This window comes from Gimesia fumaroli, from assembly GCF_007754425.1.
In the GTDB taxonomy this organism is placed as follows: domain Bacteria; phylum Planctomycetota; class Planctomycetia; order Planctomycetales; family Planctomycetaceae; genus Gimesia; species Gimesia fumaroli.
In genome coordinates, this window is sequence record NZ_CP037452.1 from 3329594 (window position 1) to 3345004 (window position 15411).

The 15411-nt window shown below is 48.0% G+C and carries 12 protein-coding genes; 3 read left to right on the plus strand and 9 right to left on the minus strand.

From position 1 onward, the window contains the following. Positions 1–83: 83 nt before the first annotated feature. The 3 genes from Enr17x_RS12595 to tsaB all read right to left on the minus strand — a co-directional run bounded on the left by Enr17x_RS12595 (position 84) and on the right by tsaB (position 2686). Entirely contained in the window at positions 84–1310 is a 1227-nt protein-coding gene (locus Enr17x_RS12595) for an amidohydrolase family protein (protein ID WP_145309210.1), read from the minus strand. A gap of 58 nt (positions 1311–1368) precedes the next feature. Next, entirely contained in the window at positions 1369–1692 is a 324-nt protein-coding gene (locus Enr17x_RS12600) for a DUF6793 family protein (protein WP_145215792.1), read from the minus strand. A 265-nt stretch (positions 1693–1957) separates the two neighbouring features. Further along, positions 1958–2686, minus strand: a complete 729-nt coding sequence (gene tsaB, locus Enr17x_RS12605) for a tRNA (adenosine(37)-N6)-threonylcarbamoyltransferase complex dimerization subunit type 1 TsaB (protein ID WP_145309212.1) — start codon at positions 2684–2686, stop codon at positions 1958–1960. Positions 2687–2916: 230 nt separating this feature from the next. On the opposite strand from tsaB, the gene Enr17x_RS12610 reads away from it, so the two are divergent. Further along, positions 2917–4785 (plus strand): chloride channel protein, encoded by a 1869-nt coding sequence (locus tag Enr17x_RS12610; RefSeq protein ID WP_145309214.1) that lies wholly within the window; start codon positions 2917–2919, stop codon positions 4783–4785. A 16-nt stretch (positions 4786–4801) separates the two neighbouring features. On the opposite strand, the gene Enr17x_RS12615 is transcribed toward Enr17x_RS12610, so the two are convergent. The 6 genes from Enr17x_RS12615 to gap all read right to left on the minus strand — a co-directional run bounded on the left by Enr17x_RS12615 (position 4802) and on the right by gap (position 11735). Then, positions 4802–6772, minus strand: a complete 1971-nt coding sequence (locus Enr17x_RS12615) for an ATP-dependent helicase (protein ID WP_145309216.1) — start codon at positions 6770–6772, stop codon at positions 4802–4804. A gap of 81 nt (positions 6773–6853) precedes the next feature. After that, entirely contained in the window at positions 6854–7978 is a 1125-nt protein-coding gene (locus Enr17x_RS12620; protein ID WP_198001128.1) for a serine/threonine protein kinase, read from the minus strand. Between the two features lie 211 nt (positions 7979–8189). Continuing rightward, positions 8190–9044, minus strand: a complete 855-nt coding sequence (gene accD / locus Enr17x_RS12625; protein ID WP_145309219.1) for an acetyl-CoA carboxylase, carboxyltransferase subunit beta — start codon at positions 9042–9044, stop codon at positions 8190–8192. 1 nt (position 9045) lies between these two features. Further along, positions 9046–9720: a histidine phosphatase family protein gene (locus tag Enr17x_RS12630; protein ID WP_145309220.1), complete on the minus strand. Its 675-nt coding sequence runs from the start codon at positions 9718–9720 to the stop codon at positions 9046–9048. 15 nt (positions 9721–9735) lie between these two features. Beyond that, positions 9736–10413 carry a ribulose-phosphate 3-epimerase gene (gene rpe / locus Enr17x_RS12635; protein ID WP_232101035.1) on the minus strand — a complete coding sequence of 226 codons (678 nt, stop codon included), beginning with the start codon at positions 10411–10413 and terminating at the stop codon, positions 9736–9738. 302 nt (positions 10414–10715) lie between these two features. Then, on the minus strand, positions 10716–11735 hold the full coding sequence (gap, locus tag Enr17x_RS12640) for a type I glyceraldehyde-3-phosphate dehydrogenase (protein ID WP_145309224.1): 1020 nt from the start codon (positions 11733–11735) through the stop codon (positions 10716–10718). 521 nt (positions 11736–12256) lie between these two features. Here gap and Enr17x_RS12645 point away from each other — a divergent pair. Continuing rightward, complete coding sequence (locus Enr17x_RS12645) at positions 12257–14917, plus strand: hybrid sensor histidine kinase/response regulator (RefSeq protein ID WP_145309226.1); 2661 nt, start codon at positions 12257–12259, stop codon at positions 14915–14917. Further along, positions 14914–15384 (plus strand): chemotaxis protein CheW, encoded by a 471-nt coding sequence (locus tag Enr17x_RS12650; RefSeq protein WP_145309228.1) that lies wholly within the window; start codon positions 14914–14916, stop codon positions 15382–15384. Before Enr17x_RS12645 ends, Enr17x_RS12650 begins: the two co-directional genes overlap by 4 nt. The last annotated feature ends 27 nt before the right edge of the window (positions 15385–15411 follow it).

Sequence of the window (15411 nt, forward strand, 5' to 3'; positions counted from 1 at the left end):
CTTTGGTATAGTGAAGGCAAAATTTACCTGCTGCTTTGGTGATGGTACTTCGTGGTGACTGCCGGAAAGCATTGCTGAGATGCTCAGCGGACCTTGCGACCTTCAATGAATACCGCTTCTACTGAACCCGGGAATGTAATCCCTTCAAAGGGGGACCAGCCGCATTTCGTTTTCAGGTCTTCCCGTTTGATTGTCACAGGCTGGTTCAGGTTGAGAACCGTCAAGCTGGCGGTATAGCCAGGTTCGATCTTGCCGAATTTCTTTGGGGATGTGTATGGATTTACAAAATCGCCTGGGTTTTCCGAGCAAAACAGAGCTGCCTGCTCCGGAGTGAATTTTTGATCCAGAATTAACCAGGTGACAAAAGCGCCAAATGTATCCAGGTGTGGTTGGCCTGAAATTCCCTGCTCGTTTTCTTCCAGCGTGTGTGGGGCATGGTCGGTTGCAAGATAATCGAGTGTGCCCTCGCGCAGTGCCGCCAGCATGGCTTGACGATCTGAGATCGTGCGTAAAGGCGGATTCATTTGCATTTTTCCACGGTTTTCATCGGTCAGATCGCTCTGGTCAAAGTAGAGATGGTGCGGAGTAACTTCACAAGTAACTCTCACTCCGCGGCTTCTGGCTTCCCGAATGAGTGGCAAACCTTCCCCTACCGAATAATGGCATAGCTTGCCTTTGAGATCGTACTTCTCGATCATCTGCAGAGCAAAACGCGTTGCTGAGATCTCGCACTCTGCTGGCCTTTTTGCCTCATGTGTGGCTGCATTAGCGTGTTCATCCAACAGAATTGGATCTTCACAGTGGAAACTGACATTGCAACCACGATAGTGGGAGAGCGTTTCGTCAAGTTGCTCCAGTGTTTTGAAAAACAGGTCTCCCACACTGGGGCCCATGTATGCTTTATAAGGGACTGCGAATGAAAGTGGTCGAGTTCCCGGCCCGATGCCCGCATACAGCGTGAAATGAATTGGTGGGTTGCGTTTTGCCAGATGCCGGGCTTTTTCGTGGTAGCTTTCATCTGTGATGGGCGGGACCGGATTGTTCGGCATGTCAGCGACGTGGACGACTCCTCCGTTGATGGCAGCTGCACCTGCGGTACAGAAATCTTCTTTGTAGGTTTGGGACTCACTGACATCATCGCGGGCATGGATATGAATATCACCCATGCCAGCGAAGATCAGGCAATCATCAGAAAATGTGATATCTGCCTGGCCCAGGTTGGGGCCTACTTCGACAATATAATTACCGTCGACTCGAATCTGGCTTTTGAATGTGCCTGAAGAACTGACGAGCGTTCCCTGTATGATCATCGGATAGAAGTCGTTCTGTTTGTGCTATGTTCTTGGTCTGATGTGGTCTTGCTTTTGATTACCAGCCGACTGACATATTGGTTTCGATTGCGAGCTGGGCCTCGTGTAAGTCGGCACCGGTATCGCGCATATAAAGCCGGATCGCGTGTACTTTGTCGCCGGATGCCTTAAACAGACATTCGCGTGCCATATCGCAGGGTTCGGTATGCCCTTCGATGCCCAGCAGACGTTTTGAAATGACCCACATGTCGCGCGGACGACGTGTGACTCTCAGGATTTCATCCTCAGGGTAATTCTCTTGAGCAGCATGCTCTGCTTCCTCTTGAGTATTAGCCCAGCCCACCATGATATGTGCGTTTGTTTCAATCTCATAAAGAGCCATAATTCAACTCCAGTCTGAACAATGGAAAAGTGAAAATCTGACGAACGACGACGAATAACAGGACTCTTTTGAATTTGTCGCAGCAGTTCATAAACGCAGGAGTCTGAAATCGAATATTTACCAGACCCGTATTATAGCCAAGCGGGATTCCGGGTGAGAGTGTCTTCTTGGAATTGTTTCGAGAAAAAAACAAATCCAGCATTCCGAATTGATCTGCCCTCTCGCGGCTCAAGACAGCATCAGCCTGACTGGAAATGTTTCTGGATCAATCTGTCTGGTCCTTCTGCTGTGCGTCCCATTTTTCTTCGGCAGCACTTTTCCGTAAATAAAAGGGAGTCAGATTCCAGGTTTCCGAAAGTATTTCATGTTGCTTGGGTAGACAGTTTTGAAGGATTCTTGCTGTAATCAGGGAGATCTTCGCTGCTTCAGGTAAGCGATATTCCGGTTCCAGAAGACGGACGTCACTGAAGGAAGATGCATCTAGCAGCGTAACTCCAGGGCCGGAAATTGTCTCGCCCGGGTTCAGTAAGCGACAAAAATCATCTATTTCACACAAGCCGATTTCCGATATTTGTTGCCACTGACTATCTGAAATTCTGGTGTATTTGCCGACAAACAGGTCACCCCGTTGGGCATTGGAAATCACATAAGTTTCTTGAATCTCTGGTGGACAGTTGAGGGCAATCGCCTCAAATGAGTCTATTCCCAATACCGGACAGCCTGTAACGTAGCCGAATGTTTTGGCGAATGTAGTGCCGATTCTCAGTCCGGTGAAGCTGCCCGGACCACGGCTGACGCCAATCCCGGTGATTTGGCTGGGGGATAAATCGAGCTGATCCAGCAGTTTTTTGACTTCGGCAACCAGGGTTTGTGCATGCTTCCTCCCCTGTTGTTGTAAATCAACTTGCACAATCTGGTGCTGGGGACCATGAATTGCGACGGACCCAGAATGTCCGGACGTCTCGACACCTAAATAAAACTGGGAATTTTCCACACTGACTCAATTAATAGACATCGAAAAGGAGACGCAAATCGGTTAAAACCAATGAAAGTATGACAAACTCCGGTAGTCCTTCCAAGTCTTCACGCTCAAATTTGTCCGAGTGAGTTTGATAAAGCAACAGCGAGAGTTGCCACCGAGGATCGTCAAACGCGCAGAATGAAATTCGGTCTTCTGACATACAGGAGATTTTCTAATCACCTTCCAGATTGTTACCTTTAACGATGGCTTATTTTAAAACATTTGGTCAGTTTCTCACATCATTCGATCTAAAAACGAATGGTAAATGGTTCGTACTGTCCCTGTTGATAGGCGTCGTCGCTGGCTTAGGCGCTATTGTATTTGATGTGTTAACACAAGTGGTTCAGCACAATACGCTGGTTTCAATAGCTGGTTTTGATCACCCGCAAACCGTAGGTGAGCATTCCATCTATGAAGACTCAACCAAGGTGACCAGCTTTTCCCCGTGGGTGATGTTGGTGGTGATTACTGCCGGGGGGCTGGCTTCAGGGCTGATTGTCTATAACTTCGCACCTGAAGCCGAAGGTCATGGGACCGATGCGGCCATTGACGCATTTCATAATAAGCGTGGGATCATTCAGCCGCGCGTTCCCCTTATTAAAACCATTGCCTCTGCTCTGACTTTAGGGACAGGAGGTTCCGGTGGTCGTGAAGGTCCGATTGCGCAGATTGGTGCCGGATTTGGTTCCTGGGTAGCGAGTACGTTAAAACTTTCGGCCCGGGATCGAAGAATCATGCTTGCTGCCGGTGTGGGAGCTGGAATTGGGGGGATCTTTCGTGCCCCGCTGGCAGGTGCCTTATTCGCAGCGGAGATTCTCTACAGCAATGCTGACTTTGAATCGGATGTGATTGTACCGGCGGCGATGTCTTCGATTATCGCTTATTCCGTTTATTGTCTTTCACTGCCTCAGCACCTGCGATTTATGCCTTTGTTTGGAGATAGCCTGCATCATACGGTCGATTCGCATGGAGAATTGATTCCTTACACGATTTTGTCAATCGTGCTCAGTCTGGCTGCCATCTTTTATGTGAAGACATTTTATGGTACCAACCGCGTGTTTAAGTCATTGCCGGTCAAGCCGATGTTCAGGCCAGCCATTGGTGCTTTTCTGACGGGACTGGTTGGTATCGGCATGTATTATTATTTTGAACAAGATGTGCGTGCATTATCAGTCCTGTCAACCGGTTATGGAGTTCTGCAGGAAGCGTTGACTTCGGCGGCTGGTCTCAGTATTCCTCTACTGCTCACAATCGCTTTTGTCAAAGTCTTTACGACTTCATTTACAATTGGCTCTGGTGGTTCTGGTGGGGTCTTTGGACCGTCAATGGTGATAGGAGGCTGTGTAGGTACCGCGACTGGTCGCTTATTACAGCAGCTTTGGCCTGACCTGGTGACACAACCGGAGGCATTTGGATTGGTGGGCATGGCTGGTTTTTTTGCCGGAGCCGCCCACGCGCCGATTTCGACGATTATTATGGTTTCTGAAATTACGGGAAATTATTCATTGCTGCTGCCGACGATGTTGGCCTCAACTCTCTGCTTTGTACTGTGTCAGAGAGTGCACTTATATCAGAAACAATATCCCAGTCGTCTGGAATCACCCGCGCATCGTGGGGACTTTCTGGTGGATGTCCTTGAAGGCAGTCGGGTTTCTGATGTCTTTGATCCGGAACGAAAAATTCAACTGATCCATGAATCGAAATCATTGGATGAAATTGTGCATTCGCTGGCGGGAACTCAGCAGCACTATTTTCCCGTTGTTGATGACAATGAAAGAATTGTCGGTATTTTTTCAGAAGATGACGTGCGGGCATATCTGTATGATGAGACCATCTGGAAGCTGGCTGTGGCACGCGATATTATGCGTTCTGATTTCGTCAAAGTGAGTCCGGATGACGATTTGAATACGGTGATGCAACGTTTTACTTCGATCAATGTTGAGGTCTTACCAGTGGTTGATGAGCATGATTCCGGGATTCTGCTGGGCATGCTGAACCGCAAGGAAACCATTGGGTACTATAATCAGCAGTTAATGAAGTGTAAGCGTGCTGGTGAGGAGAATGACGAATAGCAGACGCGGAGAAAGTTTACTCTTCGTCGGTGTTTCGCATTTCAAACAGGAAACGAGATGGGAGTGTGGGCTGTTTCTTTCCCCATTTTGTGCGTGTGGCTGCACGGCTTAATGTCAGGTAATCCTGTGCTCTGGTAATACCGACATAGGCAATTCGTCGTTCTTCCGCAATTTCTGAGTCCGTGCCCTCTACCGAACGTTTATGCGGTAACAGGCCTTCCTCCATGCCGACTAAATAGACTCGTGCGAATTCCAGTCCTTTGGCGCTGTGCAACGTCATTAGCTTGACGGCGTCTTGTGCCAGTTGATCTTCTTTTTCGTTTAAGTCATCCCGATCTCCGAGCGCGGTTTCTTCCAGAAAACCGATGGGGGTGGGATTGTTGGAGCGTTTACAGTATTCATTAATGGATTCAATGAATTGCTCAAGGACCACGATACGGGACTGTTGTTGTTCTGACGTTTTATATTGTTTTTTGATTTCTGCTTCGTAGTCGATCTCTTTGATCAGGTCATGCATGATCCGAGCGAGATCATGAGGAGACTGTTCGAGCCGCGTGCGATAGCGTTTGACTAAATCGTGAAACGAGTTGAGAGCCGTACTGGCGCGAGCGCTCAATTCGTTTGTGTTTTGTGCCGAAGATACCGTTTCCCAGAAGCGGTCCCCTGCTTTGACTGACTGATTCACCAGCTTTTCGATGGTGCTATTTCCAATTCCCCGAGTCGGAGTATTGATAATTCGCAGCATGGACAGCTCATCGTGAGGAAATGCCAGCGTTTTAAGATAGGCCAGCAAATCACGGATTTCACGGCGATCAAAAAATGACTGACTGCCGATGAGTTGGTAGCGTACATTCGTGCGACGTAATTCCGTTTCAAAGACGCGCGGTTGTTCATTGGTCCGGAACAGAATCGCAAAATCTCGCAAGGGAATCTCTTGTGCTTCGTGAAGGTATCTGATTTCACCGATGATTTTTTCTGCTTCGGTTAATTCATCTTCCAGTTCCAGGAATCGAACAGGGGACCCCATTTTCTTATGGGCGATCAATTTTTTTTTGTGTCGATCGCGATTGTGAGCCACGAGGCGGTTAGCCAGGTCAATAATTTTATCTGTGCAACGGTAGTTACTTTCAAGCCGAACGACTTTGGCGCCAGGGAATTGTTGTTGAAACCCGAGGATATGCTTTACTTCAGCGCCGCGCCAACCATAAATGGATTGATCGTCATCACCTACCACACAAAGGTTCTGGTGTGGTTTCACCAGTGCGCGAATCAGGTTGAACTGCGAGAGGTTTGTGTCTTGATATTCGTCAATCTGGATATAGTCGAATTTGCTTTGGGTACGTTCCAGTGCCTCGGGGGAAAGAGAAAACAGCTCGTTGGTCAGCATTAACAGGTCATCGAAATCGACCGCGCCGCTGGAGCGTAACTTAGTCTGGTATTTTCGATACGCCATTGCAGCAAGGAAGTCAAAATCGTTTTCCGTATGATTGGTCGCCTGTTCCGGAGTCACATTAGCCATTTTCCAGTTACTGATCCGATTTAATAGATCGCCGGGCCTCAGGCTTTTGTCGTTCACTCGTATGTCGCGGAGTGCAGAGCGCGCTGCCGATTCCTGGTCGCCTCGGTCATAAATGACAAATTTCTCGGGATATCCCAGCGCTGAGATCTCTTCCCGCAGGACTCGTACGCAGAGGGAGTGAAAGGTTGAGATAAACGGCTTTGCAGGCAACCGTTTTCCCAGTAATTGATTCATTCGCGCCTGCATCTCCTTGGCTGCTTTGTTCGTGAATGTCACAGACAGGATTTTATTTGGGGGGACACCTTGTCGAATGAGTTCGACCATGCGATAGGTAATCACTCTTGTTTTGCCTGTACCAGCACCTGCTAAGACCAGAAGCGGGCCTTTGAGAGTCGTGGCTGCTTCACGCTGAGCAGGGTTGAGTGAAGACAGGTGGCTCGACTGATTCGGACTAGTAGAAAGGGACATGAAACCTGGTCATTTGTCGAAAGATGAAACGAAGACGAAATCTATATCATCGAAAGATGAATCATTTTAGATGAGTTGAATTCAGGAATTCTCATCTGGTTTCTTGCGTTTTGGTTTTGGTTTTTTCGGTGAAGGACGATCGTTTTTTAGGGGAGCGTCTTGAGCATCGTTTTTTTTAATTCGTTTTTCCGCATGCGGGGAACGTTTTGTCTGAGAAGTGGTCTGGTCGCCAGCCTTTTTTTTTCTGGGAGGCGAAGTGGTTGATTTTGATGTCGCTGTCTGCGGTTTTGCCGACGGTGTCGCACTGGGTTTTGCTTTTGATTCTTTTAGATGCTCGTGGCTCGACTGATAGGCCTGCTTGAGAGGCTCGAGCATTGCTTTCATGGTCTGCCAGCGATCCTGGGGGTAAAGCTCCAGACCTTTCATGATTGCTTCAGCTACCTGGGGATTCAGATCAGGGAGCAGGTTTTGAATATTTTCAGGTGGCGTATTAATGTGTTGCAGGACAGCATCAAGAGTTTCGGCTGCTTCCCATGGTAATCGTTTACTGAGCATTTCGTAGCAGGTCACAGAAAAAGAGAAGATGTCGATCTTCTGGCTGGTTTTCTGGCGTTTGATCAGTTCCGGGGCCATGTACGCGGCTGTACCCGTTCGGTTGCCCGGTTGCAGAAAGGCAGCTGTATTCGGGACCACCAGACCGAAGTCGATCAGCTTCAATTGGTGCGCATTATCGACCATAATATTGCGCGGGCAGATATCACGATGAATCCAGTTTTCCTGATGGAAATAGTTGATTGCCTCTCCCAGTTGGATCATGTACTTAAGGCAATTCGTCCGCATGTCCTCATTTTGCGCTTCGACCAGATAGCTGAGGCTGTAGCCTTCAATGAATTCCATCACGAGAAACTGTTCATTGTCAGTTGTGATGCCATGCTCAAAGGTTTTGACAATATGTGGATGGTGAAACTGAACTGCAATTTCGCCTTCTTTGGGCTTGTTGAGTCCAACAAAACGTGCTTCCAGTTCCTCTGTTTTTTCTTTGTGGAGCACTTTGAGGGCCACAATTTTGCCGGTATTGTAGTCGCGGGCGCGCCAGACCTTGGACATGCTTCCCTGGCCAACGCGTCCGATCAGCTCAAAACGTTGTTTGATATTCACGCGAGGAATGCGGGACTGTTTTGAAAAGAGACGCTTTAGAAAGTTCATGCATTCACCAGAAAGCAAAGGGCGAATTCAGAGCAAATCCGAATTCTCCGCTTAGTAGAAAAGTAACCAGCCCACTCTCGATAGTATAATTGTCTTAACGGAGATACGCAAAGCGTTACTACCCAAAGCTTTTGATTCTGCAGGCGAAACTTCACCGGGATGGATGAGCAGTGAAACCATCTATTGTCAAATCAATAAACTCTCGGGGAGGTCACACGCAGTAGTCAATCAGGCGTGCTAATTCTGATCGCAATTTGGGCCTGGGAATAATTCGATCGACAAACCCATGTTCCAGCAGGAATTCGCTGGTTTGGAACCCATCAGGGAGAGTCATTTTGACAGTTGCCTGCACGACGCGTGGTCCCGCGAAGCCGACGAGTGCCTTGGGCTCAGCGACGACAATATCCCCTAGAGAAGCGAAACTGGCAGCCACCCCCCCCATAGTGGGGTTGGTTAGTACTGAGATAAACAGGCCTCCTTTTTCATGGTAGCGTCCCAGTGCAGCCGAGACTTTTCCCATTTGCATCAGGGAGAAAATGCCTTCATGCATCCGGGCACCTCCTCCAGAGCCGCTGATGATAATCAACGGGAGTTTTAATTCGGTGGCCTGCTCAATAGCGCGTGTCAGTTTTTCGCCGACAACAGAGCCCATGCTACCCATGATGAATGAAGAATCAGTGATCCCAACTACCAGAGGGCGACCTCGCATATATCCCCGGCCGACCACACAGGCGTCTTTCATGCCTGTTTTCTTCTGTTCAATAATAAGGCGATCTTTATAGGTTTTGTTTTTGTCTGCAAATTCCAGGGGATCTCCCGCTGTTAAGTCGGGAAACCATTCCTCAAAACTATCCGGGTCCAACAACTGTTGAATCCGGGTTTGGGCAGAAATATAAAAATGGTGATCACATTCAGGGCAGAGTCCCAGTCCCTGCTCGACCTGTTTCCGGAAAACTGTTGCATTGCACTCGACGCAACGTAGCCACAGCCCTTCCGGCACGCCACGTTTGGGGCGGGAAGAATGGCTTAACCATGAATCAACATTAGACTTGGGAGCAGAACTCATTTCACTTAGCCTCCTCGAATCGCCATTTTTCGTCATGGCTTCCCTGATCTTGTTGCGAATCCTTCTTTTCAGATTGATCGTCAGAACTTACCTGTTTTGAATCACTTTTTTTCGGAGGTGACTCAAGAATTTCAAACATTTCATTCTGACAAAAGCGACCGCTGTGCTCAAACGAAATTTTTTCTTTTTGCTCATTTCGCAGTAGGCAGGAAATGATAGTGGCCAGTGGCTCGGAGGCAACGATTGCAAAGTTTTGTTTCTTCTTCAAATACTTCTGAAGTGTTTTTTCAACACGTTTTACCGCTTCTGAAGCGAGTTCCCCTTCCGGAGGGCAGACCGTTTCAGGGGATTCAGACCACTGCTTGAGTAGTTTGGGGTATTTACGTCGGACTTCTTCATATTCCAGCCCCTGCCAAAGCCCCTGGTTGAGATTCTTGAGCCCCTCTTTTTCTTTGACTGGTACGCCGAGGGTTTCGCCGAGTTGTTCGGCTGTGGAGCGTGCGGGTTCTGAAGAGGAAGTGATAATTGTTTCAATACCGGAATTCTCGATCTTGGGCAGCAGATCTTTGACCTGGGATTCCCCTTCTTCGTTCAAGGGAAGGTCCAGGGTTCCCTGAATTCGTTCATCTTTATCAAAGTCTGTGCAACCAGGACGGATAAGTACCACAATGGGCATTGTTTCAAATCTCTTTTATGTTAAGGAAGCTGTCTGGCTTCTGGCCTTTTCAACCAGCTCGTTTACAGCAATCGAATAATCTGCTTGACTGAACAGAGCACTGCCGACAACAAAATAGTTTGCACCAGCAGCGGCTGCTTCAGCGATTGTTTCCATGCCAATTCCACCATCAACAGAAAGGATGGTGGAATTGGCAATCATGGTCTTCAGCTGTTTGATTTTGGGTAAGCTTGATTCCATAAATGACTGGCCGCCAAATCCTGGTTCGACACTCATCACCAGAATCAGGCCACAGGATTCAAGGTAAGGTTCAATCATCTCGACGGGAGTTTTGGGGCTGATCGCTAATCCTGGCACGACTCCCGATTTATTCATGTGATCCAGGATGTCTTGAGGATCAGGTACGGCTTCGATATGGACGGTGATTGAATCGCAGCCTGCTTTGATATACTCATCGATATACTCTTCCGGATTGCTGACCATTAAATGGGCGTCGAAGAACATTTTCGTTAGAGGTCTGACTCGTTCGATCAGCAGTGCCCCATAGGAGAGATTGGGGACGAAGTGCCCGTCCATCACGTCCCAATGAAGGACCGAGGCTTCAGCCGCCTCCAATAATTCAACTTCCCGATGAAGATTACCGAAGTCGCACTTCAGCATCGACGGGGCAATGACTGGAAAAGGGGTATTCAATTTACTCTGAAGTTTTTGGTTTATCATAGAATTCAGGAATAATATACAATTCAAAGCCAAAAGCAAGTTCTTTGAATCATGAGATCGAGTAGATCATTGGGTTTCAAATGTGAGAGGAGACGTCGATTTCATTATAAGCGGGCTATTTTGACGATCTTGTTGAGCAACGTCTAGTCGAAAATTAAAATGCATGTCCTAATGAATAGTGTCTGTGAGGTTGAAAAACAGCCGAGATGTTTCCATCTCGGCTGAAGTCTCAGTTTCTAATTCAGCTTTTAGATAATTAAAAGCCCTTTTATGGACTATAGTTGCGCCAGACGGGCAATCATGTCAGCAGTTCGATTTGAATAACCATATTCGTTATCGTACCAGCTCAAGACTTTCAGCATATTTCCCCCAATGACAGTGGTCCAGCTGGAATCAAAGATTGAGCTATGAGTGTTTCCAACGATATCGCTGGAGACAATCGGATCGGTATTGTACTCGAGAATTCCCTTGAGAGGACCTTCTGCTGCAGCCTTCATTGCGGCGTTCACATCTTCAGCAGTGACATCTTTGCTCAAGTTTACAACCAAGTCGGTGATACTACCAACTGGAACGGGAACACGAAGGCTCAATCCAGTCAACTTACCATTCAGATCTGGTAAAACCAGGCCAACCGCTTTTGCAGCGCCTGTCGTAGTTGGGATGATATTGATCGCAGCAGCACGTGCCCGAAGCGGATCTGCGTGGAGCTGATCGGAGACTCTCTGGTCGTTCGTGTAAGCGTGCACTGTCGTCATGAGGCCGTGCTCAATACCGAAGTTTTCGTGAATGACCTTCGCCATCGGAGCCAGACAATTTGTCGTACAGCTGGCATTCGAAACACATTTGTGCTCTGCAGTCAGCTGGTCATCGTTGACGCCGAAAACAACCGTCATGTCCGGTGTGTCTTTGGCGGGTGCAGAAATTACGACTTTACGAGCACCAGCAGTCAAGTGGCTATCGTAACCGGGGTTACCATCCGCTTCTCTTTTAGTAAAGAAGCCAGTTGATTCCAAAGCGACTTCCACTCCCAGTTCTTTCCAGGGAAGCTCGCGAGGATCGCGCTCTGCACAGACGCGAACTTTTTTCCCATCGACAATCAGGTCACTCCCGTCAACGTCAACTGTTCCGGGAAAGCGACCCTGAACACTGTCATATTTTAAGAGCAATGCCAGTTTTTTGGGGTCACCCAAGTCGTTGATGGCAACTACCTCAAATTCATCCGGACGCGCGGCAAGCGCTCTGAATGTAATACGACCAATGCGTCCAAAACCATTGATACCAACCTTTACGGGCACGAGACTAACTCCTTAGTTCAAATAAAAATAGATGTTTATCGTTAACGGCAGTTGCGATGGAAAACAATTCCTTGGGGATCTGGTTGCTGCTGCCGCTGAGCTTTCAATCGGGGTGGATTGTAATCGCCTCAGGACAGCCACACAACCGAACGCAGAGTCTCCTTTGACTTCTTAATAATTGAATGTTCTTAATTATGTCGAAGTTCGATTGATCGTTCCTGGGACTTCCTGTGGTTGACTTGTGATTTGGAGAGAACACCTAAGTGGTCACCTGTTACTTAAGTTACAAAATTTATCAAGAGGATTCCCCTCCCTTCCAGATCTAAGGGTAACACACCCTCAAGCGGGTCCGACAGAAATGACGATAGTGACTCAGGGGAGAATGCTTACAATTAGGGGGAATGTATTGACAGATCACATATAAGTGGTTGTTGATAACGTCTTTCTTATAAGTGACTTATAGTCTCTTCCCCCAAGTCTTTACATTTCATATTTCGTTCCCTTATCACCAGGACGGGCTGATGGACGACATTCTGCAGGAGTTTTTGGCAGAAAGCTGGGAGAATTTAGGCCAACTTGACTCAGAAATTGTTGAGTTGGAGAAAGATCCGCAGAATGCGGAGCTCATTGCCAGTATTTTTCGTACCATACATACCATAAAAGGGACATGTGGATTTCTCGGGCTGACGAATCTGGGAGCAGTTGCTCATTCTGCAGAAAATGTTCTGGGGAAAATGCGCGAGGGGCTGCTGGATGTCTCCCCGGGAGCAATTTCTCTGGTTCTGGAAGCGATTGACAAGATCAAAGAGCTTTTACAAGGTCTGGAAGCGACGGGTGAAGAACCGAAGACCGATCATTCGACTTTAACGTCGATGTTGGATGACCTGGCCGAGTTTGCAACCAATGGAGGAGGAGACGCATCAGCTGGGGAATCAGCTCCTGCCGAAAATGCGACCCCGGCGGAAGCAGTTGCAGATAGCAATCCACCAACGGAAAGCAGCGAGGCTCAGGCAGAACCGGTTGCAGCCAGTCCGGAAACGACTCCTGAGGTAAAGCCGGAAGCACCAGCGGAGCCTGCGGTTCCCGCGTCGGTAGCAGAAGATCCTGCAGCGAAATCCTCCAAAGTCAGTGTGGCTGACCTGTCCATTCGTGTGAATGTGAATGTGGTTGACAGTCTGATGAATCTCGTTGGTGAGCTTGTATTAACAAGAAACCAGTTACTGCAACTTGCTCGAGGCGATGAAGAATCAAAATATGCCGCCCCAATCACTCATTTGAACCGGGTGACTACCGACCTGCAGGAAGGGGTCATGAAAACGCGCATGCAGCCAATTGGTAATGCATGGAACAAGCTGCCTCGCCTGGTTCGCGATTTATCGCAAGTCACGAATAAACATATTGAGTTGATCATGACAGGAGCAGAAACCGAGCTGGATCGGACTGTTCTGGATGCGATCAAAGACCCTCTGACCCATATGGTCCGAAACTCTGCAGACCATGGGATCGAAACACCAGATATTCGCAAAGCGAATGGCAAGCCTGAGTCAGGAACGATTCATCTCAATGCCTACCATGAGGGGGGGCATGTTATCATTGAAATTCAGGATGACGGGGCAGGAATCAGCCGTGAACGCGTTTTGAAAAAAGCGATTGCTCAGGGCCTCATCAAAGAAGCAGATGCTGCGAACGTGGCAGACAGTCATGTGTTTTCAATGATTTTTCAAGCCGGTTTTTCAACGGCAGAACAAGTCAGTTCGATTTCCGGACGTGGCGTCGGAATGGATGTGGTTCGAACCCAGATCGAGAAAATTGGTGGTACCGTTGATCTCTCTTCCAAAATGGGAAAAGGGACAATGGTCCGAATCAAAATACCATTAACTTTGGCGATTGTCTCTGCCCTGGTACTGGAAAGCGGTGAGCAGCCGTTTGCGATACCTCAGTTGGGTGTTGTGGAACTGGTACGGCTTTCAGCAGAAGACCGCAAGAAAATCGAAACGATTCATGATAAGAAGGTCTTCCGGTTGCGAGATCGGTTGCTACCTCTGGTTCATCTGAACGAGGTGCTGGGTCTGGAAGAGAAAGCACCGGAGGATGACGACTTGCACGATACCAACATTGTCGTCGTTCAGGTAGGTGAAGATCAGTTTGGTTTGATTGTCTCTCGTATTTTTGATACCGAAGAAATCGTGGTTAAGCCGGTCGGTCGTTTGTTGAAAAACATTGGTCTGTATCAGGGAACCACGATCCTGGGAGATGGGCGGGTTGTGATGATTCTTGATGTTGGTGGAATCTTCAATCAGTGTGGCGGTAGTTCAGCTCATTCCCAGACTGTGGCGGATGAAGCGACTTCAGGGGCAAATCGAGACACGATCAGCATGCTGTTGTTTGGTGCCGGTGAAGGTGAAACGATGGCGGTGCCATTGTCTCTGGTTGCCCGGTTGGAAGAGTTTCCCTTGGACAGTATTGAACTCAACAGTGGTCGTCAAGTGGTTCAGTATCGGGAAAATCTATTGCCCTTACTGTCAGTGGAAGGTGTGGGTTATGGTGGAGGCGAACAGATTGATCCTCAACCGGTGATCGTCTTTTCGGAAAACAATCGATCGATGGGTCTGATGGTCAATGAAATCAAAGACATTATTGACGAACAACTTGTGATTCGCATGCAGTCAGATCGTCCAGGTGTTTTAGGAACAGCGATTATTGGCAAAAATGCCATTGATGTGATTGATACTCAGTATTATGTCACGCGTTCGACACCCAACTGGTTTGATAAAGTGGAAGATAAGAAATCCTTTCGCGTATTAGTCGTTGATGATTCCATGTTCTTCCGTCAATTGGTGGCGACGGCCCTGGAAACAGAAGGCTTCTCTGTGGTGACCAGTGACAGCTGTGTTACTGCCGTTGAAATATTAGAGAAAGACTCTCATTTTCAGGCAGTTGTGACTGACGTTGACTTGCCGATGATGGATGGTTTTGAGTTTTGTGAATGGCTCAAAACGAATGACTCTCTGAAGGAGCTTTGTGCGATTGCTTTGACCGCATCGAATAATTCTGCGAATCAGGCAAAGGCATCAGAAGTTGGGTTTGATCAGTTCCTGACCAAGTTCAATTCTCAGGAGCTCGTATCTTGTCTGGATGAGTACTTTGCCAGATTGAAATTAAACGCAGGAGTGAATGCATGAGTATGGCAGCGACTGATTCCGGCAGTGGAATGGAATCACAATTAGATTACTCAAGCCAGTACGTTTCGTTCTGGGTTGATGGCCAGCTATTGGGCATGCCTGTCAATATGGTGCAGGAAGTGCTCACGGAGCAAGTGATTTCACCGACGCCTCTGGCGCGTGCCGAGATTAAAGGACTCTTAAATCTTCGCGGCCAGATTGTGACCGCAGTCAGTCTGCGAAAACGTCTCGGTTTACCGGCTCTGGAAGATGATCGTTCGATGAACGTTGTGACCCGGGTCATGGGAGAATCTTACAGCCTGCTGGTCGATGAGGTGGGGGATGTGATCAATGTCTCAGGGCGTTCGATGGAACCCGTTCCTCGTACCTTAGACCCACACTGGCGATCTGTGACCATTGGTGTCTTTCAATTAGAGGAAGGCCTGTTTGTCATTCTTGATGTTGAAACCATATTAAATTTTGACTGATGTTCCCACTTTATTCGGCTGATTTTT